The 25828-nt window shown below is 70.5% G+C and carries 21 protein-coding genes and 3 pseudogenes; 15 read left to right on the top strand and 9 right to left on the bottom strand.

Going from position 1 to position 25828, the window contains the following annotated elements; all coding sequences use genetic code 11:
• Positions 1-978, top strand: coding sequence for a methyltransferase (locus ACF089_RS06795; protein ID WP_392022786.1), 978 nt, complete (start codon positions 1-3; stop codon positions 976-978).
• Positions 975-2165 carry a cytochrome P450 gene (locus tag ACF089_RS06800; RefSeq protein WP_392022789.1) on the top strand — a complete coding sequence of 397 codons (1191 nt, stop codon included), beginning with the start codon at positions 975-977 and terminating at the stop codon, positions 2163-2165. Before ACF089_RS06795 ends, ACF089_RS06800 begins: the two co-directional genes overlap by 4 nt.
• Positions 2166-2347: 182 nt before the next feature.
• Here the strand turns inward: ACF089_RS06800 and ACF089_RS06805 are convergent, their stop codons facing one another.
• Both ACF089_RS06805 and ACF089_RS06810 read right to left on the bottom strand, forming a co-directional pair.
• Positions 2348-3622, bottom strand: a complete 1275-nt coding sequence (locus ACF089_RS06805; protein ID WP_392022792.1) for a glutaminase — start codon at positions 3620-3622, stop codon at positions 2348-2350.
• A gap of 249 nt (positions 3623-3871) precedes the next feature.
• Positions 3872-4192 (bottom strand): hypothetical protein, encoded by a 321-nt coding sequence (locus ACF089_RS06810; protein ID WP_392022794.1) that lies wholly within the window; start codon positions 4190-4192, stop codon positions 3872-3874.
• Positions 4193-4752: 560 nt separating this feature from the next.
• Between ACF089_RS06810 and ACF089_RS06815 the strand changes: the two genes are divergently transcribed.
• Entirely contained in the window at positions 4753-5532 is a 780-nt protein-coding gene (locus ACF089_RS06815) for an alpha/beta hydrolase (protein ID WP_392022797.1), read from the top strand.
• Positions 5522-5983, top strand: coding sequence for a hemerythrin domain-containing protein (locus ACF089_RS06820; RefSeq protein WP_392022800.1), 462 nt, complete (start codon positions 5522-5524; stop codon positions 5981-5983). Before ACF089_RS06815 ends, ACF089_RS06820 begins: the two co-directional genes overlap by 11 nt.
• A 138-nt stretch (positions 5984-6121) precedes the next feature.
• Here the strand turns inward: ACF089_RS06820 and ACF089_RS06825 are convergent.
• Positions 6122-6835, bottom strand: a pseudogene (locus ACF089_RS06825) (transposase); the annotation flags it as partial.
• Positions 6836-7434: 599 nt separating this feature from the next.
• On the opposite strand from ACF089_RS06825, the gene ACF089_RS06830 reads away from it, so the two are divergent.
• From ACF089_RS06830 to ACF089_RS06845, 4 genes and pseudogenes are all read left to right on the top strand, one after another.
• Positions 7435-9699 carry a transglycosylase domain-containing protein gene (locus tag ACF089_RS06830; RefSeq protein WP_392022804.1) on the top strand — a complete coding sequence of 755 codons (2265 nt, stop codon included), beginning with the start codon at positions 7435-7437 and terminating at the stop codon, positions 9697-9699.
• Between the two features lie 72 nt (positions 9700-9771).
• Positions 9772-11058, top strand: a complete 1287-nt coding sequence (locus ACF089_RS06835; protein ID WP_392022807.1) for a hypothetical protein — start codon at positions 9772-9774, stop codon at positions 11056-11058.
• 165 nt (positions 11059-11223) lie between these two features.
• Positions 11224-12387 (top strand): amidase domain-containing protein, encoded by a 1164-nt coding sequence (locus tag ACF089_RS06840; protein ID WP_392022810.1) that lies wholly within the window; start codon positions 11224-11226, stop codon positions 12385-12387.
• A gap of 261 nt (positions 12388-12648) precedes the next feature.
• Positions 12649-13424, top strand: a pseudogene (locus ACF089_RS06845) (transporter); the annotation flags it as partial.
• A 104-nt stretch (positions 13425-13528) separates the two neighbouring features.
• Here ACF089_RS06845 and ACF089_RS06850 read toward each other — a convergent pair.
• Entirely contained in the window at positions 13529-13990 is a 462-nt protein-coding gene (locus ACF089_RS06850) for a transposase domain-containing protein (RefSeq protein ID WP_392022813.1), read from the bottom strand.
• A gap of 204 nt (positions 13991-14194) precedes the next feature.
• Here ACF089_RS06850 and ACF089_RS06855 point away from each other — a divergent pair.
• Positions 14195-14368: pseudogene (locus ACF089_RS06855) on the top strand (transposase); the annotation flags it as partial.
• 189 nt (positions 14369-14557) lie between these two features.
• Here ACF089_RS06855 and ACF089_RS06860 read toward each other — a convergent pair.
• The 4 genes from ACF089_RS06860 to ACF089_RS06875 form a co-directional block, all read right to left on the bottom strand.
• A complete protein-coding gene (locus ACF089_RS06860) occupies positions 14558-15277 on the bottom strand; it encodes a zeta toxin family protein (RefSeq protein ID WP_392022816.1) in 720 nt (239 codons plus the stop codon).
• 570 nt (positions 15278-15847) lie between these two features.
• Positions 15848-17113, bottom strand: coding sequence for a hypothetical protein (locus tag ACF089_RS06865; RefSeq protein WP_392022819.1), 1266 nt, complete (start codon positions 17111-17113; stop codon positions 15848-15850).
• A 1017-nt stretch (positions 17114-18130) separates the two neighbouring features.
• Positions 18131-18595: a hypothetical protein gene (locus ACF089_RS06870; RefSeq protein ID WP_392022821.1), complete on the bottom strand. Its 465-nt coding sequence runs from the start codon at positions 18593-18595 to the stop codon at positions 18131-18133.
• 576 nt (positions 18596-19171) lie between these two features.
• On the bottom strand, positions 19172-19318 hold the full coding sequence (locus ACF089_RS06875) for a hypothetical protein (protein WP_392022824.1): 147 nt from the start codon (positions 19316-19318) through the stop codon (positions 19172-19174).
• Positions 19319-19486: 168 nt separating this feature from the next.
• On the opposite strand from ACF089_RS06875, the gene ACF089_RS06880 reads away from it, so the two are divergent.
• On the top strand, positions 19487-19708 hold the full coding sequence (locus ACF089_RS06880; protein WP_392022827.1) for a hypothetical protein: 222 nt from the start codon (positions 19487-19489) through the stop codon (positions 19706-19708).
• A 343-nt stretch (positions 19709-20051) separates the two neighbouring features.
• Here ACF089_RS06880 and ACF089_RS06885 read toward each other — a convergent pair whose 3' ends face one another.
• Positions 20052-20423, bottom strand: a complete 372-nt coding sequence (locus tag ACF089_RS06885) for a MerR family transcriptional regulator (protein WP_351500553.1) — start codon at positions 20421-20423, stop codon at positions 20052-20054.
• A gap of 92 nt (positions 20424-20515) precedes the next feature.
• Here ACF089_RS06885 and ACF089_RS06890 point away from each other — a divergent pair, with 92 nt between their 5' ends.
• The 5 genes from ACF089_RS06890 to ACF089_RS06910 all read left to right on the top strand — a co-directional run bounded on the left by ACF089_RS06890 (position 20516) and on the right by ACF089_RS06910 (position 25601).
• Positions 20516-21721, top strand: coding sequence for an MFS transporter (locus ACF089_RS06890; RefSeq protein WP_392023415.1), 1206 nt, complete (start codon positions 20516-20518; stop codon positions 21719-21721).
• A gap of 522 nt (positions 21722-22243) precedes the next feature.
• The gene (locus tag ACF089_RS06895; protein WP_392022830.1) at positions 22244-22522 is read left to right on the top strand and encodes a hypothetical protein; all 279 of its coding nucleotides are present in this window, start codon (positions 22244-22246) and stop codon (positions 22520-22522) included.
• Positions 22519-22773, top strand: coding sequence for a hypothetical protein (locus tag ACF089_RS06900; protein ID WP_392022833.1), 255 nt, complete (start codon positions 22519-22521; stop codon positions 22771-22773). The genes ACF089_RS06895 and ACF089_RS06900 overlap by 4 nt, the downstream gene beginning before the upstream one ends.
• Positions 22774-23883: 1110 nt before the next feature.
• The gene (locus ACF089_RS06905) at positions 23884-24492 is read left to right on the top strand and encodes a hypothetical protein (RefSeq protein WP_392022836.1); all 609 of its coding nucleotides are present in this window, start codon (positions 23884-23886) and stop codon (positions 24490-24492) included.
• Complete coding sequence (locus ACF089_RS06910) at positions 24489-25601, top strand: integrase (protein ID WP_392022838.1); 1113 nt, start codon at positions 24489-24491, stop codon at positions 25599-25601. The genes ACF089_RS06905 and ACF089_RS06910 overlap by 4 nt, the downstream gene beginning before the upstream one ends.
• The last annotated feature ends 227 nt before the right edge of the window (positions 25602-25828 follow it).

The following is a 25828-nucleotide window of genomic DNA, read 5'->3' on the forward strand; positions in this document are numbered from 1 at the left end:
ATGCCATTGCCCGAAGAATCCCTTGGTGTCCCGGCTCCGGTACTGGACCGGCTCGGCGCGGCCGGGTACCGGGCCATGATCGCCGGTGTCCGCCTCGGCGTGTTCACCGCCCTGGAATCCGGCCCCCTGTCCGTCGACGAGCTGGCCACCACGATCGGCGGTCACCCCGCCGGGGTACGCAGCCTGGTGAACGTCCTGGTGACCTTCGGCTACCTGCGGCACGACGAGGACGGGGTCACGACCGCCGCCACGCCCGGCCCGGTGGACGCCGAACTGTTCTGGCACGAGGTCCTGTTCGAGCACTGGGCCGACATCGAGGACACCATCCGCACCGGCACGCCCCGCCGCGGCTTCTACACCTGGCTGAACGAGCGCCCCGCCTCCGGAGCCCGCCTGCGCCGGATGCTCGCCGGCGCCGCCGAGGACCTGGCCGACGACATCGCCGCCGCGCTGCCTCCCGCGGCGACCGTCCTGGACATCGGGGGCGGCCACGGCGACCACGCCGTCGAACTGTGCCGCCGCCGCCCGGACGTGCGGGTCACCGTCTTCGACCTGTCCGAGACGATCACGGCCCTCCGCGAAGACGCCCCGCCGGACCGGGTGACGACGCGGGCGGGCGACTACCTCACCGACGACCTGGGATCCGGGTACGACCTGGTGCTGCTCTTCAACGTCCTGCACGGACACCGCCCCGAGGAATGCCGCGAGCTGTTCCGGCGGGCGGCCAAATCGCTGTCCCCCACGGGAAGCATCGCCATCCTCGACCACGACCGGGAACCACCGGCCGGGCTGGGCCCGGCCGCGACCGGGTACCTCAGCATGTTCGACCTGACCCTGTGGCAGGGCCACGCCGGCGGCGTGCACCGCTACACCGACCTCGCGGCATGGCTGGGCGAGGCCGGACTCACCGAGACGCGGGCCGTGCCGCTCGCCGCGTCCCCGCTGGAGAAGCTGCTGATCGCCGGCCGGCCGTCGTGACCGCCGATCCGTACCCGGGCTACGCCTGGTTGCGCGAGCACGACCCGGTCTGCCCCGTCGACGACCCGCACGTCCCGGGCCGGACATGGCTGGTGACCCGGTACGACGACGTCCGCGCCTGCCTGGCGGACCGCCGCCTGAGCAGCGGCGCCCCGGTCAACCCCGACCCGCACCCGCCCGGCCTGTCCAATCTGGACGATCCGGCGCACGCCAGGCTGCGCCGGCTCGTCGCCGCGGCGTTCACCCCCGCCGCGGTGTCCCGTCTGCGCGATCGCACCGCCCGAACCTGCGAGCGCGCCGTCGAGTCGTTCGCCGGGCGGGGGCGCGCGGACCTCGTCGCCGAATACACCCAGGAGATCCCGGTCGCCGTCGTGCACGACCTCCTCGGCATCCCGGAAACCGAGCGCGCGCCCGCCGCCGACGTACTGGACATGTGGTACCGCGCGAAGTTCCAGCAGCCGCGTGACGAGGCGAAACTGGCCGAGATGCTGGGCTACGTCCGGAAGCTGGTGGCCTACAAACGATCGCACCCGGGCGACGACCTGCCGACACGGTTGATCGAGTCGGGCGCGCTGACCGGGGACGAGCTGGAGGTGATGGTCATGACCTTGATCGGCGCCGGTCACATCACCACGATCCAGTTCCTCGGCACCACCATCCTGCGCATGCTCGACGACCCCGGCCGGCGAGCCGCCCTGCTCGGCGGCGACGTCGACTGGTCCCGGGCGGTCAACGAGCTGCTGCGCCTGGACTCGCCGGATCACGTGGCGGAGTACCGGTACGCGAGCGAGGACATGACGATCGCGGACGCCCGCGTGGCAGAGGGCGACATGGTGCTGCTGTCGCTGGCGTCGGCGAACCGCGACCCGAACCGGTTCCCCGACCCCGGCGCCCTGGACCTCACCCGTGACGCCCGCCCGCACCTGGCGTTCGGCCACGGCGCGCACACCTGCCTGGGCAGCCATCTGGTGAAGCTGGAGACGGAGATCGCGATCACCACGCTGTTCGGCCGCCTCCCGGACCTGACCCTGGACATCCCGAGCGCCGAGGTCGACTGGGGCTACGCCCCGACGTTCCGCGGCCCCCAGGCCCTCCCGGTCGCCTTCACCCCCCAGGAGCCGATGACCCCGTCTCCGCCGAGGCGGCCGGCGCTGTCCATCGGCGCTGGAGATCTGCATCAGCGGTGAGTCACCCGAAAAATGAACCATCCACGTGACGGGTACGCTCCGCCGGCCGGGCGCCCCGGCGCGGACGGCCCGGCGACGCGGCGGTCGCCTTCGATCGCGGGCCGTCGGGTCCGGCGTCGTCCGCTGCCGCCGTCTGCCGCCGTCCGGGAGTCGACCGGCCCGCGCCGGGCCGCCTCGTGTGCTCAGACCACGGCCTGTTCCATACTCTCCACGACGGTGACTCGGCCGCCATCGCCGGGATCGGGATCGGGGATGATCGATTCCGGGTCGACGAGGTAGACCTCGTGACCGTCCAGCGTGAGCCGACGCACGACCTCCAGCAACATGCGCCGCGCCACGTCATCGATCGAATAGACCATGGTGAGGTCCAGGACCACCCTGACTTCCGCGGGGGCGGTGTTCACGGTTTCCCGGACCACTCGCTCGGCTCCGGCGAAACCGATCCCGCCCTGCAGCTGGAAGACCCGGACCGCGTTCGGCCCGACGCCGACGACGTGATTGGACCGCACGATGGCACGCGCGGCGGCGGGGACCTCCATCACATGGAGCCCCATGTCGGAGGAGAACCGCTCGAACAGCGACACTCCGCGAACGCTGTTCCCATGGGCGTCCAGCCGTGGTGAGAACGTGGCGATGCCGATCTGGCCGGGGAGCGCTCCGATCAGGCCCCCGGCCACGCCGCTCTTCGCCGGAATGCCCACCTGGGTCGCCCAGTCGCCGGCCGCGTCGTACATTCCGCAGGTGGACATGACGCTCAGCACCTGACGCACCACCGGTTCGCGGATCACTCGCTCACCCGAGAGAGGGTTCACGCCTCGATTGGCCAGCGTCGCGGCCATTATGGCCAGATCCCGCGCGGTGACGAGCACAGAGCACTGGCGGGTGTAGCCGTCGACGACGGCCCTGGGGTCCTCGGTCAGGACGCCGTAGCCGCGGAGCATGTACGCGATGGCCAGATTGCGGTGCGCATGCTCCATCTCCGAGACGCACACCGCCTCGTCGATCCTCAGCCTGCGACCGGCGAACGCCGAGAGGCCGCGGACCACGCGCTCCACGCGCTCCGTCGGATTCATGTCCTCCGAACCGGCCAGCGAATGGGTGGTGATCGCACCGGCGTTGATCATGGGGTTGAAAGGGCGCCCGGTATCACTTTCGAGGGAGATCTGGTTGAACGCCTCTCCCGATGGCTCGACGCCGACTTTGGCGAGTACCGGGTCGAAGCCGCGATCAGCCAGTGCCAGCGCGTACGCGAACGGCTTGGAGATCGATTGGATCGTAAACTCGGTGTCGATGTCGCCGGCGCCGTAGATCTCGCCGTCGACGGTGGCGAAGACCGCGCCGAGGCGATCGGGGTCCGCTGTCGCGAGCTCGGGGATGTAGTCCGCCGGCTGTCCAGAAGTATCCGACTCGACGTCTCCGAGAGCCTGGGTCAGATAGTCGGGAATGACCGACCGCATGCGTCCGCCTCCATATCTTTCGGGCGATGAATGTGCCGGGGCGTCAGCGCTGAGTCCGCCGTGGCGCGTGTGCCTTTCTGACACGCGTCAGCGCCTCACCGAATCACACGTGGCCGCGGCCCTCCTACTCGGCCCTCCTCTGTTCAGCCGTGTGGCGTAGCCGCTCAGGGCAGGACGAACCCCCGCCGAGCCAGTGAGGAGGGCTCGACGGGGGCGAGGCAGGCGTGCCGCGGAGCGGGCGCCCGAAGGTCAGCTCTGCGAGCCGGAGCCTCGGACGACGCTTCCGACAGCGGCGGTGATTCCTGCCTTGATGATCGTCTCGTTGTACTTGTCGGCCGCGTCGACAAGCTTCTCCACGACCCTGCACGCCGGGTCCATAACGGCGTCGACCGCCTTGTCCGTATCCCGGTCCGTGAGGGCCGCCACTCCCTGAGCGGCGAGAGCGACGGGCCCCGCGACTACTCCTGCCGCGCAGAGGCCCGCTATGGCGGCGACCCATCCTGAGGCGGTCTTCGGGTCGAGGTCGGGGCCGGGGGAGGCCCATCCTGAGGCGGGAGCTGAATCTGACATCGCAGTCTCCGATCGACCTGGGATGACGGAGCGGAATTACTCCACCACTCCATGGTGGCCCGGCTGCGGCTCCGCTTCCTCATCCTTGAGTCCTGCGACCGCCGGCAATTCTCCGAGGCGGTTCTCATTCGTGAGGATGACGACCGTCGACCCGTTTCCCTATCGTCCCGGGGAGGCGTCGGGGCGGCTTTCCGGCGGGGGGTGACACCGCCCGTAAACGGGGGTTTCTGGATGTGCGGGAGTGTCAGGCGCGACGATCCGATACCGGCCCGCGGGGCCCAGCCCGTCCACAGGACCTCGCGGTGGACCCTGACCGGATGGAACGCCATGAGCGACCCGCTGTGCGAGGACAAGGGTCGGCGACCGCACCCCGAAGGGCGACGGGAGCCGAAGAGGCCGCGTTCCTGATGCTCGGCCCCGGCGCCGCCGCCCGGTCCCGCACCTGACGCCATCGCCGCAGCGCGAAGCAACCGCCCATCCGGCCCGGGCGGTTATCATTTCGCCAGCGTCGCGTGCCGATGGCGGACGGATCGTCAGGCATGGAGGCGTCGTATCGAAAGGTGGCTCCGGCCATTCCCACCCCCATTGCACAGAAGATCACGCTCTACCCCGCCGAGGGCCGGTTCCACGGCCCCCGACCCGCCGTCCTCGTCCTGCCCGGCGGCGGCTTCCGGGAACTTCCCCCGCACGAGGGCGAAGGGTACGCGCGCTGGCTGTCCGGCCTCGGCATCCACGCCTTCGTCCTCTCCTACCGGCTGCTGCCGGACCGGTTCCCGGCCCCGCTCGAAGACGCCCGGGCCGGGCTGGACCACATCCGCGACGGCGACCACGGCCTCGACGTCGACCGGGTCGGCGTCATCGGATCGAGCGCGGGCGGCCAACTCGCCGGCCTGCTCATGACCGGCCGGATCCTGTCCATCGAGGAGGGCGTCGCCGACCCGCCGCGACCGGACTTCGCGATCCTGGCCTACGCGCTGGCCGACCTCGACCTGCTGCCGCCCCCGGTGGTCGAGAACCTCCTCGGCGACCTGCTGCCCATCAAGGACGAGCTGTCCCCGGCCAAGCATGTGGACGCGTCGGTGTGTCCGACCTTCGTCTGGGCCACCGCTCAGGACCCGCCGGGCCTGCCCAACGCCCTGGAGTGGACCCGGGCGCTGGCGGCGGCCGCGGTACCGGTGGAGTCGCACGTCTACCCGGGCGGCAGCCACGGCATCGGCCTGGCCGACGGCGTGGAGTACGGCGGCGCGCCGCACAAGTTCATCGCGCGCGAGCCGCACACCGCGTCCTGGACGACCGCCTGCGCGGCCTGGCTGCGACGGGAGGGCGTCCTTGCCGACTGACCGCGTCACCGCCTGGGGCGGGGAACTGCGACGGGTGCACGGCAAGCTGCGCACCGCGCTGGCGCTGGCGCGAGCGGGACTGGACGGCGGCGACCCCGCTGACGCCGCCACCGACCTGCTGTTGTTCTGCCACGGATTCTGCGCCGCCCTGTCCGGCCACCACCGTGCCGAGGACGGTTCGCTGTTCCCGGAACTGGTACGGGCGCGCCCCGACCTGGCACCGGTGATCGCGAAGCTGACTCAGGACCACAACATGATCGAGCACCTCATCGGCGGACTGCGGAAGGCGGTGGCCGACTCGGCCGACCCGGAGGTGGCGCACCTCCACCTCGACGGGATCGAGGCGGTCATGGAGACGCACTTCAGATACGAGGAGAAGCAACTGGGAGCGGTGCTGGACGGCATGGACGCCGGTTTCGACCGCACCGAGATCTTCGGCCCGCTCGGCTGAGCCGCGTCCCGGTCGTGCCGCCTGCGGAGGACGGCACGACCGGGAATCCACCGGGATCCGAGCCGAACCGCCCATGCCTCGCCCGGGTCCTGAACCGCGACCGCCGGGGTTTCGGTGAAGCGGTGAACCGGACTTGTGTCACGAACCGCGACCGGCCCTCACCGCACGAGCCGAGGCGCGCGACGCGGTTCGTGGCTTCTGGCTGCCGTCGTACGACGCCGTTGTCGGTGACTCGCCTGCGCGGACGCCGCCCTCACCCTGGACGAACCCGCCCTCGAACGCGTCCAGCGACCCCATGGCCTGCGCCACGTCGGCATCTCCTTCCGGCTCGTCTCCGGCGTCCACCACCGCGGCCGGCAGCCGGCCCGGAATCACCCCGGAACAGCTGGTCGGAGCCGGGATCCAGACGGCGGGAATCGGGAGCGACCTCGAATCGCGACTCGAACCGTAGAAGCCCATCACGAAGGGTGCCCGCCACGGAATACCCCTCCCTGCTCGGGCAGCGACGGCTCGCACCGCCGCGCCCCGTTCGCATACCGACAGAAGCAAATCCCGTTCGGGCCGCTCGCCGGGCCCCTTCCGACGGGCCCCGGCGGCGTGCTGATGCGCCCGGAGGATCGTGGGGTCGACCGCGACGACCCGGCCGAGGTCGCCGTCGGCGTCGGCCCGGGCGGGCAGGGCCGTGAAGACCTTCTCCCACGTTCCGCCGAGCGCCCGCATCCGCGGCCTGTTGTGGGCCCCCTTCCACGACCCGAAGCGCTCGGGCGGCTTTGTCCACGGCGTGCCGGTCCGGTACTTGAACACCATCGTGTCGATCATCTCCCGGTGATAACGCCACCGCCCACCCCGCCTCGGCGTCCGATCAGGCGGCCAACGGCTCGATCCGCGCCCACCGCGCGTCCTCTGCCCGCTGCCCCACGACCGCGGCGCCGAGCCCGACGGGCTGGACCGCGCGGGGCCGCCCGGCGAGGCGGTGGACCCGCGGGCGACCGGCCGGGCCGGGTGGGCAGCAGGACCGTCCGTTCGCGCCGGGGGACCGAGGCGACGGTCGCTCGAATCGTTTCTTCGGCCCCGCCGGTCCCTCCAGCCCCTGTCGCTCGTCGCATTGGCGAAGAGCGCCGGGCAGGGCCGACAGGTACCGGTCCGCCACGATGTGACAGGATCCGCCGAGGATCATGTGGAGATCGTGCGAAGCCTGCTGGTAATTTGAGAGCCGCGATCCCGTGAGGTCGGGGGGAAGTCAGGGTTTGCGACCGACGTAGCGGTAGCCGGGTCAAGCCCTCGTACGTCTGTACTTCTGCCTGCGCGCGCGCAGGGAGTACGGAGAGAGGCCGATCGTGACCCAGGCATGGCAGGGAGGGCACGCTCAGGGAGGTGGGGGAGACCACTCGGAGCCGAGTCCCTCGGCACACACTCCTGCCCGCGGGCGGCGGCTCACACCCGACGAGACGATGCAGATCCGCGTACCCGAAGGCGGCATACCCACCACCCGCGCCGAAGACCCCCCGATACCCGGCGGAGGGCGGCGCGAGATGTCCGACGACATCACCGGCGCCCCCTCCGACACGGAGGAGAACGGACGGACCTCACCGACCGGCGACTCCCCCGCGACCGCCTCCGGAACTCGCGCGTCCCGCCGTGCGGACGCCAAAGCCGCCGCATCCGGCCGGCCGGGTTCCCGGCGCCGCCGCAAGGCGCCCAAGCCGGGGCCCGCCGCCCGCCTCACCGCCGCGATCACCGCCGCCACCGCGGTCGTCATCGCCGTGCTCGGCCCCCGGCTGCGCCGCGTGCGGCCGCACTACCCCCGGCCCGGCCGGACCGGCTGGAAGCGCTGGGTGCCCTCCTGGCGGCAGACCGGGGGCGCGGTCCTGGCCTCGCTCGGGCTGAGCGCCCTGGCCCTGACCGTCGCCTACGCCCTCACCGACATCCCGGACAACCTCAACTCGTACGCCACCCAGCAGGACAACGTCTACTTCTGGGCCGACGGCACGCCCATGGCCCGCGTCGGCTGGGTGCAGCGGCAGGAGATGAAGCTGGACGACGTGCCCGAGGACGTGCGCTGGGCGGTGCTCGCCGCCGAGAACGAGAACTTCTACAGCGACCCCGGCATCTCGGCCAAGGGCCTCTCCCGCGCCGTCCTGCGCACCTTCGGACAGGGCAGCACCCAGGGCGGCTCGACCATCACCCAGCAGTACGTCAAGAACGTCTACCTCAGCCATGAGCAGACCTACAGCCGCAAGTTCACCGAGGCCATGATGGCCCTCAAGCTCGACAACAAGATGAGCAAGGACGAGATCCTGGAGGGCTACCTCAACACCAGCTGGTTCGGCCGCGGCACCTACGGCATCCAGCGCGCCGCCCAGGCGTACTACGGCAAGGACGTGAGCGAGCTCAACGCCAGCGAGGGCGCCTTCCTCGCCGCCCTTCTCAAGGGCGCCGGACTGTACGATCCGACGCTCAGCGCGGCCAACCGCGCCCGTGCGGAGGAGCGGTGGCGGTGGACGCTCGACCGGATGGTGAAGATCGGCAAGCTGTCGCCGGAGGAGCGCGCCGGCTACCGGACCTTCCCGAAGGCGCTGGAGAGCAACCCGCTTTACCACACCGGTGAGCAGAGCGACTACCTGGTGGAACTCGCCACCCAGTACGTCAAGAAGACGGCGCACATCTCCGACAAGGACTTCGACCGCGGCGGCTACCAGATCTACACGACGTTCGACAAGAAGCGCGTGGACCAGCTCACCCGGGCCGTCGGCGCGGCCCGCGACGAGGCCCGCAAGGACAACGCGAAGGCCGCGAAGCACGTTCACTACGGCGCCGCCTCCGTCGCCGCCGACGGGCGGATTCTGGCCCTCCACGGCGGCCCCGACCACCGCAAGCAGGGCTACAACGAGTCCAACGCGACCACCGTGCCCGCCGGCTCGGCGTTCCAGCCGTTCGTCTACGCCGCCGCCCTGGAACACGGCGTGCGCAAGAGCCGGGACGGCGCCCCCGAGCCGGTGACGGGCGAGACGGAGTACGTCGGCGACGACAAGGTGCCCATCACCACGCCGGAAGGGCCCTACTGGGACCGCAGCGGCCGCAAGGTCGCCGCGAAGAACGACGGCGGGCGGTCCTACGGGCGGATCTCCCTGCACCGGGCCCTCGCGTCCTCCGTCAACACCACCTTCATGCAGCTCGGCATGGACACCGGACTGGACAAGCTCCGCGCCACCGCCCAGGCCGCCGGACTGCTGCCCTCCAGCCTCGGCGCCCAGGTGCCCGCACTGGCCACCGGCAAGTCCACGCCGAGCGCCATCCGGATGGCCAGCGGCTACACCACCTTCGCCGCCGGGGGCCGGCACACCGAGCCGTACACCATCCTCAAGGTCACCCGCAACGGCCACAAGGTCGCCACGGACACCCCGGTCTCGCGCCGGGCCATGGACGCCGACACCGCCGCCGAGGTGCAGTCCGCCCTGACGGACGCCTTCCGCACCGCCTATCCGGAGACCGCCGCGAAGGCGGGCGGCAAGGTCGCCGGAAAGAGGGGCACCACCGAGAACGACACCGCCGCCTGGTACGTCGGCACCGAGGAGAAGGTGTCCACCGCGGTCGTCGTCTACCGCATCGACCTGGCCAAGAGCCTCGAACCCCTGCCGTTGGAGGGCCTGGGCGGCACGATCGCCGACAGCGTCCCGTACGGCATCTGGTCGGAAGCCCTGAGGCCGCTCGGCTGACCACCGGCGCGACCGACACCGTCCACCTCCATGCCTCCGGCAGATCAAGTCCACCGAGAGATTGAGCCGCAGATGAACAAGCCGTCGGGCCGACGCCGCAAGGACCCCGCACCCCGCCGTCTCCCCGCCCGCCCCCGAACGCTCGCCGTGGCGGCGCTCCTCCTCGTCGCTTCCACCCTCGGCGGCTACCTGGTCCTGTCCGGCACCGACGACACCACCTCGACCGCGTCCGCGACGGACCGCTCGCCGCGCAAACCGCGGTCCGGGGCCTCGGGGGAACCGGCCTGGGACGGCAAGGTCAAGGTGATCGGCGACGGCTCGACCTCCTACACCGGCCCGCAGAAGGGGCAGCTCAAGCCCCAGCGCCTGAAGCCCGGCCAGAAGCCGCCGCAGTTCGTGGTCTTCTCCTGGGACGGCGCCCTCCAGGGAGACGACGGACTGTTCGCGCACTACCGGGAGATGGCCAACCGCCACAACGCCCACATGACCTTCTTCCTCACCGGCATCTACCTGCTGCCCAAGGGCAAGAAGGACCTGTACGACCCGCCGCAGCACTCCCGGGGCAGCGCGGCCATCAGCTTCCCCACCGACGAGCACGTCTACACCACCCTGGAGCAGCTCGGCGGGGCCTGGAAGGACGGCAACGAGATCGGCACCCACTTCAACGGGCACTTCTGCGGCCCGAAGGGCGGCGGCGACTGGAGCGTGCCCGAGTGGAAGAGCGAGATCGACCAGTTCTACGGCTTCGTCGAGAAGTGGAAGACGAACACGGGCAGGACCGATCTCGCCGCGCTGCCGTTCGACATACGCCGCGAGGTCGCCGGAGGCCGCGCCCCCTGCCTCGAAGGCCAGGCCAACCTCCTCCGGGCCGCGAAGACCTATGACTGGCGCTACGACGCCAGCTCCGCCGGCGACTTCCAGATATGGCCGAAGAAGAAGAACGGCATATGGGACTTCCCGCTTCAAATGCTCCCGTACGAGGGCGGTAAGTACCAGGGCCTGTCCATGGACTACAACTTCCTCTACAACCAGTCCGGGGGCAAGACCGACGGCGATCCGGCCATGCACCCGAAGTGGCAGCGGGAGACCCTGAACACCTACAAAGCCGGGTTCAACCGCGTCTACTACGGCAGCCGCGCCCCACTGTTCATCGGCAACCACTTCGAGGAGTGGAACGGCGGCATCTACATGAAGGCCGTCGACCAGATGATAGAGGACGTGTGCACCAAGAAGGACGTCAAGTGCGTGTCCTTCAAGGAGCTCGCCGACTGGATGGACGTCCAGAAGCCCGCCACCTTGGAGCGGCTCCGCAGCCTCGACCCCGCCCAGTCCCCGGACTGGTCCACCGTCGTGAAGTGAACGTCCAACGGGCGTCAATTGCACCTGCGGTGACAGTCCGGAAACCTTCTTGCATCAGTCTCCCCACCTTCTTCACACCGGCTGCACCAACCATGCGAAGATGCCGCTTGGCTCGGCGGTCCCATGCCGGGAAAAGAGGGAAGAACGCCAGTGAAGTCAAGAAAAATGAAGCACACGCGACGCCGGGCGACGATATTCACGGCGGCTGCCGCATCGGCCGTCGCGGGGGCCGCACTGCTGCCCAACTGGAACGCGGGCGCCTCCGAAGCGGCCGAGCCCCAGGTCGACGCCAAGACCAGGGCCGCCTTCCAGAGGTTGGCCGACGCGGTCTTCACCGACCGCACCAACGCGCTGGTCGACCAGCCGCGCCACGGCGGCAAGAAGGCCCTCACCGAAGACTTCTCCGGCAAGGTGGAGCTTTCCTCCGGCATCGGCCGCACCGAGAGCACCGCCCGGAAGCAGCTCGACGACCGCAGGAGCCGACTGGCGAGCAACGGCGAGAAGTACAGCGCCGGCAACACCACGGTCACCCTGGACCGCACCGACGTCAAGGGCCGCACCGCCGTCGTCGCGGTCACCGAGAACACCACCCTGACCTACGCGAAGGTCGCCGGCGGCGAGCCGGGCACCACCGGTTTCCAGACCCGCCACGAACTGACCTTCAAGGCGGACGAGAAGGGCTCCTGGAAGGTCACGAGGATCCGTGAGACCGGCGACGGCCACCTCGCGGTCAACCAGCTCGCCCGGCCGATGACCACCACCGCGGCTGCCAAGACCACCACCACCACTCCGTCGGCGCCCCGCGCCGCCATCACGAAGCGCCCGCCGGCCGCCCCCAAGGATTTCACCGACACGGAGTTCGACTACCAGGCGATGGCCGCGTACGCGGAGAAGCACTGGACGAACTACAACCCGGCCTACCCCAACTTCAACGGAGCCGGTGCGGGCGGCGACTGCACCAACTTCGTCAGCCAGTCCCTCAAGGCCGGCGGCTGGAAGCACGTGCCCGGTTACGTCTACGACTACACGCGCTGGTTCGGCAACGCCGACATCCAGTCGCACTCCTTCATCGGCGTCAACGAGTGGTCCTGGTTCGCGCAGAACTCCGAGCGCACCACCAGCCTCGCCAATGTCTACCAGCTGGACATCGGCGACGTCCTCCAGATCGACTTCAACAAGGACGGATCCAAGGACCACACCATGATCGTCACGTCCCGCCGCAACGGCGTGCCGTACCTGACGTACCACTCCACCAACACCCTGCGCCGTTCGATGACGAGCCTCATCTCGTCCTACCCGAACGCCGCGTACTACGCCTTCCGCACCTGACGGTCGGCCCCTCCCGAGCCACAGCGCCCCTCGTCCGTGACGACGCGGGGCGCTGTGACGTTTCGCCGACCCGGAGCGGCGCGACCGGCGCCGTCGGCCGGCAGCAGCTGGTCAGAGGTGGGTACGAGCGGGAGGAATCGGGAGCGGCCACTTGCCGACGCGCTGTGGAGCAGTGCGCCATGGAGGTGCCCGGCCGGGGAAACGCCCCGGGCAGGCACCTTTTGCGGTGCCTGGAAGAAGCCCAGCTTCTTCGGCGAGTACGTGCGGTTCCTGGCGAGCGAGTACGGCACCGGGCCGGTCCACGGCGGGCGGATCGACTCGCTGGGCCTGGACGAGAACGGGTCGCCGGTGATCGTCGAGTACAAGCGGGCGACCGACGCCGGGGTGATCCATCAGGGCCTGTTCTGCCTGTCCTGGCTCATGGACCACCGGACGGAGTTCCAGCACCTGGTGCGCGACCGCCTCGGAGCCGGGGCCGCCGGGCGGATCCTGTGGAGCGACCCAAGGGTGATCTGCGTCGCCGGCGACTTCACCCGCTACGACGTCCACGCCGTGCGTGAGCACCGGCGCGGCGTCGACCTCGTCCGCTACCGGCCCTACGGCGACGACCACATCGCGCTGGAGACCGTCGCCTCCGCCCACGGGCACACCGGAGCGCCCCGCCGCCGGAGAAGTGCGGGTGCACGGACCGCGGCGGCACCGCGTCGACGGTCGGCCGGCGGGGCGATGGCGGATCTCTCGGCGGCCCTGGGGGAGGTGCTGCTCGGGCTGGGTGGTGATGTGTCGGCGGTCCGGCGCAAGCAGTACACGGCCTGTCGGCGGCTGCGGAACTTCGTCTGCGTCCCGCCGGCGCGCAGGCCAGACTCCTCGCCCATGTGAAGGTCGATCCGGGTGAGGTCGGCCTCGTGCCCGGGTTCAGCCGGGATGTGAGGGGGCTCGGCCACCACGGCACGGGGGACCTGGAGGTGCAGCTCAGGTCCGAACGGGACCTGGAGCGGGCCGGGGAGATCTTCCGCCTCGCCTACGCGGGTGCGTAGCGGCGATCCGGTGCCGCACAGCTCCGGCCGCGGTGTGCGATGGGGTCTGGTGATCGTTTCAGGTGGCCTTTCGACGGCGCGGACAGGTCGTGGCGGTGGAGTGATCAATGGTCCGGTGGTTCCCCGGTTTCGTGAACCGGGGAACCACCGCTACCGTGCGTCGGCGATCCATTCCGGGGACACAGCCGAATTCCGGACGCCGGGCCCATCGGGGTCCGGATGCCGGGGCGGTACGCCTGCGGGTTCCCTCGGGAAGGTTCGACAGTGTGCTCCGACGCTGTCTGCCATCCCAACCGCTGCCTGGCCCTGGTCAGCGACGACTTGTTCACCCCGGGCCACTCCCGCAAGCCCGCCTCACCCGCTTTGACCAGGCGCAGGACCTCGAGGTAGTCCACCCTCGGGAACAGACACAACGCGAGGACGAAGTACACCGTGAACCGGGCCGACAGCAGACGCCGACGCTTCTCCGAACACCCCGCCTCACCCACCACCCGGTCCACCAGCTCAGGCGGAAACGACCGGGTCAGTACCCCCAACCCCAGTCGCTCCAGCCGCGATATCAGCACACCGCTTCAACCGCCCGAACCCCACAAAAGCAACGGCATTGTGAAGATATGGCCCGGGGGGTGCCACCGGTCCCGGAGGCACTGACAGACCGCTGATCAGGGGCATGACCACCGACTCCTACGGGAGTCAGGGAGGCTCTTCGTCATGTGGATGTGGCGATCGGTGCCGGCGGACGGCCGGGCGGGCACGACTGAAGGACGCACGTGGACGTCGGCAAGGGCGAACATCACGCCACCGCCGTCACCCCGGCCGGGAAGAAGGCGTTCGACAAGCGCCTGCCCGACAGCGAACCGAAACTGCGCGAGGTCTTCGCGAAACTCCAGGCCAAGCACGGGACCGTGCTCGTTGTGGCCGACCAGCCCGCGTCGATCGGCGCTGATACCGACCTGCGGCCCGGCCCGGCAGGGGCCCCACGCATCCCGGGAGCCGCACCGGGGAACACCGGCGACGACCCGAGACGTGCCGGGCGGTTCGCCTCCGCCGTGTCCGTGTCCGTGTCCGTGTCCGGGCCCGGGCCCGAGCCCCGCCACAGAAGTACGGGCAGCGGGCGCACCGCCGAAGACGACCTATCCGGCGTTCACCGTCCAGGCCGCTTCGGCCCGTCGCTTCAGCAGAAGCTCCACCAGACTCCGGGGACCGAGACCACCGGGGTCAATCCTGAGTCCCACCGGCGGCAGACGGTCGAGTCCCCGCTCGATGGCATCCTCGAACTCGTTGACGGCCCGGCCTTCGGCCGCGGCCCGGACTCGTTCCGTGAACGACGCGGCCTCGGGATGATCCGAGTCGCCGTAGCGGTCCGCCAGGAAGGCGGCCTCCTCGGGCAGCCGGTCGATCCCGCGCTGCCGCAGCACTGCGACGGGCGGTCGGAGCACCACGAAGTAGACCGGCCGCCCCGCCAGGACCTCGATCAGCGACTCGAACCCTTCGTTGATGATCGTGTCGCTGACGACCGCGGTGATGCCGGCGTCCGCGAACGCGGCGGCCACGAGGCATGCGTTACGGATACGCAGTCCGTACTGCACGCCGGCGTCACCGGCCAGACGTCCGGTGACGGGGTCGCTGTCACCGGGCTCGGACCACCGGCAACCGGAGACGATCAGTCGCTGCATCTCGTCGCCCTCGATGTGCGCGGCGAGCGGAAGCCCTTGCGCGAGGAGGCGGGCTGTCGTCGTCTTGCCGGCGCATTGGTTGCCGCCGACGATCCAGATCGCGGGGTCCTTGTCCCGGAGGCCGGGCGGTGTGGACGCCGCCGACCTGGTCGGGCGAAGCCGGGCGAAGTCGTTCAACTGCTGCTCCCATCCGAACGATCAGCGGGGATCATGAAGCGCTGTGCTCTGCACGGGAAACCAGTGACCACAGGCGCAGTGTCCATATGGATGAGTCTTCCCAGGTCGGCGGCGGAGATCATGGTCGACCGACTCGGCGTGGATCTCTATGAGGACGATCTGGAACGGGTGCTCGACCTTGGGCACACTTGCAGCACCGTGATCGAGTCCGCCGATCCCTCGCGTCACGGTCACGGTGAGTCTGTCACGATCGGCATCGGACTCCCTCCTATTTTTCTCCGCCGGCAGAGGCATGATCAGTCTTGAGGAGGCGGCGGCGATCCTTGCGTTCGCCAGGTCTCTCGGGCTGCCAGTCTCGCCGCCGGTCGAGGTGGACGGCATGCTCTGGCAGTGCATCAAGGAACCCCCGACCGGCACGCCTGGGCGTGGGCGGGGGCGCCTGCGTCAGCGGGTGTGTCTCTGTTGCAGTGCGGCGATCCGGTCGAGCAGCGGCGGACGGGAGTCCGGGGACGCCAACACCACCACAGCACCCGGGGGACGTCGTGAAGCAGGTAAAGGAAACCACCACGATCACCTGACAAAGCCCCAGGTCGCGAAGTGTCCGCCCCGCCCGCGCGGGGGTAGTTCCGGTCTCACCGCCCCCAACGGGCCCGCCCAGCAGTCCGCCCCGCCCGCGCGGGGGTAGCTCGCGGGCGTCTGGTCCAGGGAGTCGAGGAGCTCTCCGAAAGTGATCTTCTCTTCGTCGTACGCGAAGGTCATGGCAGCGGCCAGCGCCGCCCACCGGTCCGCGCTTTTCCCGCAGCGCTCCAGCAGGGTCTTCAGCGCGATCTCGGGTTCGTTGCGGGAGAGGATCTCGTCTGCCGGGATCTGGAGCAGGTGCTCGGGGGTGTGGTGACGGGACGTGATGACGGCCCGGTAGATCTCGGAGCGGGAGAGGATCTCACCGGCGGCGGGGGAGTCGAGCCAGGACTGCAGGACGGCCGCGGGGTCGGAGTGATTGTCGAGCTCGTCGTCGCTCACCAGCCGCAGCACACCGTCGTCTTCGTCAGCGGCGACCGGGACGGCGGCCGCCGCGCCCAGGAACCAGTCGGGGCCGCCGGCCCGCTCGGCGATCCAGGCCAGCTCCGCAGGGTGCAGCCCGTCCAGGATGCCGGTGACGGCGGCGTTCGGGGTGTGCGGGTTGGCGGCGAGGGCGGTCAGGGCCTGGACGCGGCGGTCCTCGGAGTGTCGTTCCAGGAGCCGGGCCGGACGGTCGTGGTCGGGGTCGACGTCGGCGAAGATGCGGATCAGGGTCCGGCTCGGCGCGGGGGAGACGACGGCCGGCTGATCCAGAGCGGCGAGCTGGGCGCAGGCCCCGGCGAGGTGGTCGGGGTTGGCGCTGAGGAGGGCCAGGTCCTCGGCGAGGCGCAGGATGCGGCCGTCGAAGTCGTGGTCCTCGTCCTGCTTCTCTGGCAGGCTGAGCAGTTGGCCGTGGGTCACGAGGGCGTCGGTGGCCGCGTGCAGCTGGTCGGCGGCCAGGGCCTCCAGGCGAGGGTTCTTGTGGACGCGGTGGGCGATGTGGTGCAGGGTCCTGCGGGCCGTCACCTGCGGGTTGGGCAGTTCGGCCAGCTCGGGCAGGCACAGTGCCGGGAGGCAGGAGAGCAGCAGGTCCTCGCTCAGGGCGGGAGCCGGGTCGGCGGGGAGCTCCTCGCCGTCCGGGTCGGCGCCGGCGGCGCGGACCCGGGCGTCCTCGAGGGCCTGGGTCTCGGCCTGGTCCAGCAGCAGGTGCTGGACGGCCGGCCCGAGCGTGGGGTGCGCGGCGAGTTCCGTCCACCGCTCGGGGCACCGGGCCAGCATTGCCCAGCCGCTGTGGCCGGCCAGGTCCAGCGACCAGTCCTGCGAGAACTCGGACAGGGCCGCCCAGCCCTCTTCGGGCTCGGGGTGGAGCAGGTACGCGGCGAGCGGGGTGAGGCAGGCTTCCAGGACGCGGCGTCGAACAGTTCCTGCGGCACGGGAGGAACCGGCGCGTCCGCGGCGGCGCGGGTGTAGCGGTCGGGATCCCAGTCCCGGACGACATGCTCCACCTCGTGGCTGGAGAGCCGGGGCAGGAGCGCGATGGCTGCCTCGACCTGTCCGGGGTGGCGTGCCAGGGCGGAGATCAGCCCGGCCCAGGCCCGGCGGTGCCGCAGGACGGCGGGCACGTCGGCGGTGGTCACCGTGCCCGCGGCCGCCAGGGCCGCCAGCATCTCCTCGTCGGCGTGCACCAGGAGCCGGCCGCGCAGCCGCTTGGCCGACGTCCGGGCCAGCAGCGCGGGCAGTGCGGCCTTGAGCGCTTCGTCCCGCCATCGGTCGGCCTGGGAGTCGAAGCCGTTCGGGGTCGTCGCCGGGGTGCACAGGGCTTCGATCACCGCCTTGAGGGCTTCCCTGGGCAGGTCCTCACTCATCGCGAGCTCCCGCCACAGCGGGTACGTACGGGCGTTGACCATTCTCGGATCACCTTCCACTCCTGACCCGGCGTCACTGCCCGGTCGCCATCCGTGGAACGACCGTACGGCCCGCCCAGGCCCGTGCGGGCGCGATCCATGAAGTCGCCCACCCGACGCGCGGGTGGACACCCGCTTCCTCCGCTTGGCCCACCGCGTGCATCTCGCCTGTCTCGTTGAGCAGCCCGGACGGGTCCGGCTCCGGGCCCTGGAGAGGGAGTGAGGCGAGCGGGGCCGGCGTACCGCGACGGTCCGGAACGTGTTCGTCGTCTACTACGTCGCCGAGGCCGCCCTCACCGTCACCGCGGTCCGGCTCGTTCCACCGCCCTGACCGCCCTGACCGCCCGGCCTGCCAGGACACGGCATGGACAAGGAGCGGGCGCCGGGCTGCTCAGGGCAGCGGGGGAGTGCAGGACTTGCAGGCCCGGTAGTAGCGACCGCCCTGGGGGCCGGTGTTGGCCTGCGCCCACCGCGTCAGACCGTCCCAGTCGACGGCCTCCCCCTGATAGCGCACAACGCCCTCTTCGTGGGCGTGCCACTTCAGCCGGCGTCGGAACTCGTGCTCGGTCAGCGGATGAGCGCCCGAACGGCCTGGTGAGGCGTGATGGCATCCCGACAGGTGTGCGGTCTGGCGCATGATGATGTAGGGGTAGGTCTCGGGGGCAAGGGCTTTGGCGGCGCGCTCCCGGGCCTCGTCCAGGGTGCGGCGGAATCCGGGCTCTGCTGCCCGGCAGGTGTCGCAGTCGCCGAAGCGTCGGGCGTACAACTGGGCCGCTTCGTCGCCGTGGTCGGGATCGTACTTCGCGTCCAGCGCTGCGGCCCGCTCGGCGATGGCGGGCGGTGGGGGCCGGCTCACCGCTCTCCTCCGCGGTGAACGCTCGGCAGTCGCGCCACCAGGGCGCGACCAGGAGGAGCCGCACGAGTTCCGGCAGGCCGATCGCGACCAGAGCCGTGCCACCTTCGGAATCCGTGTACAGGACCGGACGTTCCTCCCCGCCGTCGCCGCAGAAGAAGTACGTGCCTCCTGCTCCATCACCCGCGAAACCCTCCAGAGCCGCGCCCGACGCGAGGTGAACGTCCTCGCCCTGGTCTCCGCGGTCGAGGTCAAAGTCGCCGGGCCAGGCGAGGAAGCGGGCTGCGTCTGCGTGCTCGTGGATGGCGGTGATCAGCGATCGCACGCGCCGCACCATAGCGGCCGGGAACGACACTCACGCGCTCGCCGGTATCACATCGACCGGAATCCATGGCGGTGAGGATCAAGACATCAGGCGGATGTTGGGGGACTGCGCGCTGGTGGCGAGGGGGTGAGCACAGTGCGATTTTCGCAGACGGGAACGTCGGGGCACCGTTGCGGTCACCGCCCAACGGATCACCATCGCGGACCGGTCCGGGCAGGCTCAGCTTCCCGGAGCGCTTCGGTCCATGACGCGGTTCACCGGCGGGCCGCCGGCTCACCGCAGCCCTCGGCGACCACGGGCGCGGTACGGACGGTGGCGCGGCATGAGCGGGAGCGAGCGGGTGGTGGTGTGCCGAGCACTCCGAGACCGGCCACCGGTACGGCCCCGAACGGCTTGGACATGACGCCTGTGGTGGTTCATCCGTTCGGGCCGGGGTCTGCCGCAGCCGCCGACCGCACCCCGGGGCTCCGCCGACCACCGGGACGGCTCTGCTCGTGCGGTTCGCCCGCCCGGGCAGGGCCGTCCGGCGCTCGTGGTGCGGGCCGCCGGGGCCGGGGGACGCTGGGGGCATGGCGAGTCCCCGGCTGGTGGTCTATCCGCCCGACGAGCGCGGGTGGCGGCGGGTGCGCTGGGACGGGCAGATCCTCGGAACCGCTGACAAGGTCTCCGACATCGCGGTGTTCCTGACGGCGGCCGGGATGAGCGACGCCGAAGACCTTGACCTCACCGACCCGGCGTTGGTGGAGTGGCGCGGCGGCGGGCCCGAGACCTGGGCCCGATCCCCGCCGTAGTCCACCTCGACCAGGCGCAGGACCTTGATGTGAGCGTCGGAGCGAGTGAGCCTGGGGGTCCGAACGCACCGGCACTGCCGCAGGTGACGAAAAGTCATACCGCAACGGGAGATGAGCTGTCCGCGAGCAGCACTCGACTAAGACACCGCCGTCCGTGCGTCCGCTGGCGGATTGAGACTGGGCTGTCTGGCTGTGCTTCGCCTACAGCTACTCGTTCTATGGGAACGGTGATGGCGGGTACGACAGACCCGGAAGCGTTTCGGGTTTCGGGGGTTTTCGGTCGCGGATGCGGAGAAGCTGACCGAGTGGCTGGCAATAGGCTCAGCAGCAGACCCGGCATCGGTTAGGAGGCTCGGATATTGCGGCGTACGGCGTCGAGGTAGTCGGTGATGGCTCGGTGGTTCTTGGTGAGACATTCGATTTTTTCGGCCATGCGATCGCGTTCGCGTTCGAGCGTTGCGACCATGTCTGGCGTGACGTAGGGCATGTGGATCGTGCGGGGTGTGTTCAGGCAGGGCAGGATCTGCTTGATGATCCGTGTAGGTAGCCCTGCATCGAGCAGGCCTCGTACCTGCAGAACCCGGTCAACGACGTACTCCTCATAGTCCCGGTATCCGTTGGGCAGTCGATTCGCCTCGATCAGTTCCTGCTCCTCGTAGTAGCGCAGCAACCTCATCGGAGTCCGGGTGCGCGTCGACAGCTCACCGATCCGCATATCCCTCTCCTCGCCCTCCGTGGCCGGCGTTCTGTGACTCGGCACACACCGAGTTGACCTTCACACTGATGTCACCCATCGATGGTAAGGCCATGACACGACCAGATACTCTGACACCTCGCTCGCTAACGAACGCCCGGCTCCCGCTGGCGGGTCTTCTGGCCTTGGCCGCCACCGGGTTCATTACGCTCCTGACCGAGACGATGCCCGCCGGGATGCTTCCCGGGATGAGCCGAGACCTGGGTGTGGGCGAGAGTGCTGCCGGGCAGAGCGTCACCGTCTTCGCGATCGGGGCGATCCTCGCCGCGATCCCGCTCACCAAGGCGACGATCGGCTGGCCGCGCCGACACCTGCTGCTGGTGGCGATCGCAGGACTCGCGATCGCCAACACCGTCACCGCGCTCTCCGAGAGCTTCACACTGACGCTAGCCGCCCGGTTCCTCGGCGGCATCGCCGGCGGGTTGCTCTGGGCGCTGTTGGCCGGGTACGCGGTACGGATGGTTCTCCCACATCAGCGCGGCAAGGCAATGGCGATCGCGATGGCGGGCGCAATCGTTGCCCTGTCCGTCGGAGTTCCTGCTGCGGCGCTTCTGGCCAAGCTCGTCGAGTGGCGATACGCGTTCGGAATCATGACCGTCCTCACGCTCGCGTTGATCGTGTGGGTCGTCGCGGCGGTGCCGAGCTTCCCCGGACAGCCCAAGGGCTCACGGCTCCCGCTCACCCGTACCTTCCGCATTCCCGGCGTAGCGCCCGTGCTCCTCGTGACCCTCACGTTCGTGCTCGCCCACAGCATCCTCTACACCTACATCGCCCCGTTCCTCAAGCCACTCGGCATGGCAGGTCAAGTCGACGCCGTGCTGCTCACCTTCGGCCTGGTGTCGCTGGTGAGCATCTGGATCGCCGGAGCGCTCGTCCATCGGCACCTGCGCCTCCTCATGATCCTCGCGTGTGCGCTCTTCGCGACATGCACGCTGCTGCTCGGCGCCTTCTCCGGCGTGCCTACGCTCGTCTACGCCAGCGCGGCGCTCTGGGGGCTCGCGTTCGGCGGCACCTCCACCCTGTTGCAGACCGCAGTCGCCGAAGCAGCAGGCGACGCCGGCGATGTCGCCCAAGCACTCCTCACCACCGGATGGAACGTCGGAATCGCCGGTGGTGGCATCATCGGAGGCATCGTCCTCAGCGGATTGGATGCACCCTGGCTGAGCTGGGTTGCGCTCGCACTGCTCGTCCCCGCACTCGCCACTGTGCTCACGGCGCGCGAACACGGGTTCGCCAAGGGAGAACTCGGCAGCCGCTAAACCACCGCTGCCCGCGACCCAAGAAATGCTATGGCTTGGAGACTGTCCTTCAGGACCCTGCGGTGAGAAAACGAGCAAAACCGCAGGTCACTAAAGATCAACATGTCATCGAAACCGAGACCCTACAAGTCGCCAGCGTACGACCGGCCCGTACATGACGCCCGCGATGGTTCATCCGGTCGGGCCGGTGTCGCTGCCCGTGCGGGTGCCGGAGCGCAGGGGAAACCCGCAGGATCGGCCGGTCAAAAGCAGGGCCGTCGCATTCTCCGCGGCGCTGCCGGGGAGGGGAACGGTCCATCTGGCCTCCCGAGCTGCAACCGAGGGGCACCGCGGCCAGAAGCTGGTCGGCCTCCCGGAACGCCTCCTGCACGCCTCTACCTCGATGACCGCCGCACCGCACCGCTGGCCGGGCCGGAGACCACGGGGGCGGGCTGTCCGGAACCGGATCGCCCGGACGGATGAAGCGCCTCGCCCGCCGGCCCGGCGGGCGTACGGTGGCCCGCTTAGACGAGGGAGCCAGCGGTGACCGAGACCTGGACGACCTGCATCGACGGTGAGCAGGTGGAACTTCCCACGACGATCGAGAGCGTGCGGGCCGCGCTCCCCGAGGCGGAGCGGGCGGAGTTCACCGCGCGGATCGAGGGCGCCCCGGGCCCGCAGCTCGCCCAGGTCCTCGCCACCTGGGCACTCCCCGCAGCCGTGTGGGAGCAGATCGACGCCGACGTCGCCCGCCTTGAGACCGGCGACCACAGCGGCTTCCACCGCCAAGACGAGCGGTGCGTCTCCCCGGAGGTGGCGTGAGCCGCCGTTTCACCGTCCAGTACACCGACCAGGCCCAGGACTCGCTCAACCGGATGTCCTCCGCCGCCCGGGCCCGTTTCGAGACAGGGATGGCCAAGCTCGCCAGTGCCCCGGACGGACACCGCACCACCCCGGCCAAGAGCAGCCGCGAGAAGGACAGAAGGTCGGCCACCGTCGCCGGGTTCTTCGTCGTCTACTACGTGAGCAGGGGCGTGCTGGTCATCACCGCCCTGCAGATCATCGGCGGCTGAGCCGCCCGCACGGACCGCCTGCGTCAGTCCTCGGGCGGCCCCGGGTAGGTGTGCGCCGGGGCACCGCGCCATTCGATCAGCCGCGGACCGGAGTCGACCAGGCTCTCCGCGTCCTCCAGCCCGGCCCGCTCCAGGAAGACCACCAGGTCGGAGACTTTACCGACCGCGGGAGTCCATAGATGGCCTCGACCTGCGGTGATACGCAGCGTACATGTAGTCGACGGGAGATCAAGAGAGGTCGGGATGTCTGCCTCCCGGGCAGCGGGGAGGCCGGATGATCGGGGCCGCGTTGATCGGAACGGCCTCACCCTGGGAGGATGTCGTCCATGACGAACCGACGAAAGGCCCATGGCGCGTAGACGGCCAGGCCAGGTGCGCGCCAAGTTGTCGCGCAGGCTCCGCCCGGAGCACGGCAGGAAGATCGCCTCTGGGGTCTCGGCGCGCGCGCAGAGAGAGATTGCCGCGTTCGAGGATTCACTTTTGTGGCCAGGGGCCATCGCCGACGCGATGGCTCGGTGGGTCGGCACCGTTCACGGCCCGGCCCGTAGGCTGACGGATCCACAGGCCCGTGGCTGTGGAGTTGAGGCCTGCTGTCCCTCTGACGCTCATCCACGAGAGATGCTGGAGCAGGCCCTGTGCGGGCTGCCGACAGGTGCATCGCGGGAGCTCCGGCGGCTGGTGTCTCCGCTTGACGAGGTCTACTGTTCCCGCACGATCGTGGACTCCTACGGCGATCCGTCTCAGCCGTGGTGGATGCGGAGATGCTGAACCTCGAACAGGGGGATGCCTCGTAAGCGCCCCTCCGCCATCCGGCCGGTATCGGAGGCCGCCCGGTGCCCGTCCGGACTCAGCACATGGTCAGCTGCTCGTGCTCCGGCAGCCCGAATGAGCGATTCGCCCGCCGGGCAGCACCGCCTTCAGTTTCTGCGCCTCCTGCGCGGTGCGGACCAGGAGGCGGAGCTCCGCCATCTTCGGCGCGGCGGGGACCAGGGTGGGGCACGGGCACACGATCCCGCCCGGGGTATCGCATCGGATAATCTCTCCTTATCCGACGCGACAGAACGGACATGACGGCCGGTCATCCGGCGCGCGGAGAAGGGGAGGCAACCGATGAGCCGCAGCCGTCAGGCCGCTCTGCTGGCCCGGCACCTGTCCGAGGTCGCCGACGTCGAGGTGGGGCTGTACTACGACACGGGCGCCCGGTGGATCGCGATGTGGGCGGACGGGCCCCGGGAGGAGGAGATGCGCGCCCACCTCGACACTGCCCTCGCCGGGTACCGCTACGTCGACATGCGCGACCGCACGATCGACTTCCACCGCTCGACCTCGGAACGGGCCTGGGCCGCGCGGGCCGTCGCCTCCCGCCGGGAGGGCACCCTGGGCCCCGCCATCGCCGAGGGCGCGGACTACCGCCGGTCGCTGGGTGTGGGGCTGCCCCGCCCGGGCGCCCAGGGCCCGACGCACACGCACGAGTACTACGCCCTGTTGCGGCATGTCGATGACCTGTGCCGGGGGACCGCGTACCCGGAGCGCCCCGACGCGCCCGAGGACGAGCCGGGCATCCAGGAACTGCTCGCGGCCGGCACCCGGGAGGACCCGCACACGGGCCGGTCGACCCGGAGCGAGTACGACATGGCCCACGCGCTGCTCGGCACCGGGCTCCCCGCCGGGCCCCGTCCGCCCCGGCTCACCGCTGTCCCGGCCCCGGAGAAGCGGTGACGACCGTCCTCGCCCCGGCCGCCGCCGACACGCCCGCGCCGGACGGTCTCCCGGCCTCCCCGGACCCGGCGGCCGCCGAGCGCCAGGCGCTCATCGAGCGGTGGGCCGAGCGCCACGGCGTCGACGCCGCCCGCCGCCTGGTCGAGGCCGAGGACCTTGCCGACGCGGTCGCCGCCGAGATCACCCCGGACAACACCGTCGACACCTACGACAAGTCGTGGCGGGTGTGGACGCGGTTCTGCACCGTCGCCCGGCTGCCGGAGCCGGAGGGCTCCCGGGGCGCCCTGGTCGCGTTCGTGACGTGGATGCTGCGCGAGGGCCGGCAGAACGGGCGCGGCTACGCCCCCTCCTCGGCGTCCACCCACCTCGCGGCCGCCGTCGTCGGGCTGCGCCGGCGCGGCGTGAAGGTCTCCGGCGACGACCAGGCCGAAGCCCGCGCCGCCCTAGAGGGCCTGGCGGTCAAGCTCCTGCAGGCCGGGGAGCGGCGCGGCCGCGGACAGGCGGTCGGCGGCACCGTCGACGGCCTACGGGCTATTGCCCGGGCCTGCCCCGACACCCTCACCGGCGCCCGCGACAAGGCCCTGGTGCTCACCGGCTTCCACTACGCCTCCCGCTCCCAGGACCCCGCCGGACTCCTCGCCGCTGACGTCGCCACCCACCCCCGCGGCCTGGTCGTCTCCGTCCTCACCGGCAAGACCAAGCACTCGGTGCGCGACGCCAAGATCCTTTACGCCAGCGACCCGGTCATCTGCCCGGTACGGGCCTGGACCGCCTACCGCGCCCGGCTCGCGGCCGAAGCCGAGGCCCGCTGGAGCGCCCCGTCCGCCCCGGCGTTCGTCGGCATCGACCGCTGGGGCCGGGTGACCGGCGGCATGGTCCCCGACTCCGTCACCCGGGCCATCAGCCGCATCTCTGCCCGGGCCGGGGCCCCGATCGCCTGGACCGGGCACTCCCTGCGCATCGGCCTCGCCTCCACGGGCCGCCTGAAGGGCAAGGACACCGTCGCCATCGCCGATCAGGGCGGCTGGGCCCGCCACTCCCGCTCCCTCCTCGGCTACATGCAGCGCGAGGACGGCTGGGACGACAATGCCTCCGCGAACCTCACCTGACGGGCCAGCGGGAAAGCCCGGTGAGGCCTCGGACCGCAACGGGTCCGGGGCTTCATCTACGCGTACACCCGTCCTGCTCGGCACAGCGGCCGGCGTCCTCGCCCTGGGCGCGGCGGCGGTGTTCATCGTCCTCCGGCGGCGCACGGCCTCCGCCTGAGGCAGGCACCCGCTCCGGCGCCGGGCCTGCGGGGACCTCCCCGGGCCCTGGCGCAGGCGTCGCGCGACGG

The sequence above is a fragment of the Streptomyces sp. NPDC014894 genome (assembly GCF_043080985.1).
GTDB lineage: Bacteria > Actinomycetota > Actinomycetes > Streptomycetales > Streptomycetaceae > Streptomyces.

Coding starts and splice junctions, on each gene's coding strand:
- ACF089_RS06890 (WP_392023415.1), top strand. CDS start 20,516: ATGACACGACCAGATACTCTGACACCTCGCTCGCTAACGAACGCCCGG.
- ACF089_RS06905 (WP_392022836.1), top strand. CDS start 23,884: ATGAGCCGCAGCCGTCAGGCCGCTCTGCTGGCCCGGCACCTGTCCGAG.
- ACF089_RS06885 (WP_351500553.1), bottom strand. CDS start 20,423: ATGCGGATCGGTGAGCTGTCGACGCGCACCCGGACTCCGATGAGGTTG.
- ACF089_RS06830 (WP_392022804.1), top strand. CDS start 7,435: ATGCAGATCCGCGTACCCGAAGGCGGCATACCCACCACCCGCGCCGAA.
- ACF089_RS06865 (WP_392022819.1), bottom strand. CDS start 17,113: ATGCTGGCCCGGTGCCCCGAGCGGTGGACGGAACTCGCCGCGCACCCC.
- ACF089_RS06835 (WP_392022807.1), top strand. CDS start 9,772: ATGAACAAGCCGTCGGGCCGACGCCGCAAGGACCCCGCACCCCGCCGT.
- ACF089_RS06795 (WP_392022786.1), top strand. CDS start 1: ATGCCATTGCCCGAAGAATCCCTTGGTGTCCCGGCTCCGGTACTGGAC.
- ACF089_RS06810 (WP_392022794.1), bottom strand. CDS start 4,192: ATGTCAGATTCAGCTCCCGCCTCAGGATGGGCCTCCCCCGGCCCCGAC.
- ACF089_RS06840 (WP_392022810.1), top strand. CDS start 11,224: ATGAAGCACACGCGACGCCGGGCGACGATATTCACGGCGGCTGCCGCA.
- ACF089_RS06805 (WP_392022792.1), bottom strand. CDS start 3,622: ATGCGGTCGGTCATTCCCGACTATCTGACCCAGGCTCTCGGAGACGTC.
- ACF089_RS06880 (WP_392022827.1), top strand. CDS start 19,487: ATGGCGAGTCCCCGGCTGGTGGTCTATCCGCCCGACGAGCGCGGGTGG.
- ACF089_RS06875 (WP_392022824.1), bottom strand. CDS start 19,318: ATGTCCAAGCCGTTCGGGGCCGTACCGGTGGCCGGTCTCGGAGTGCTC.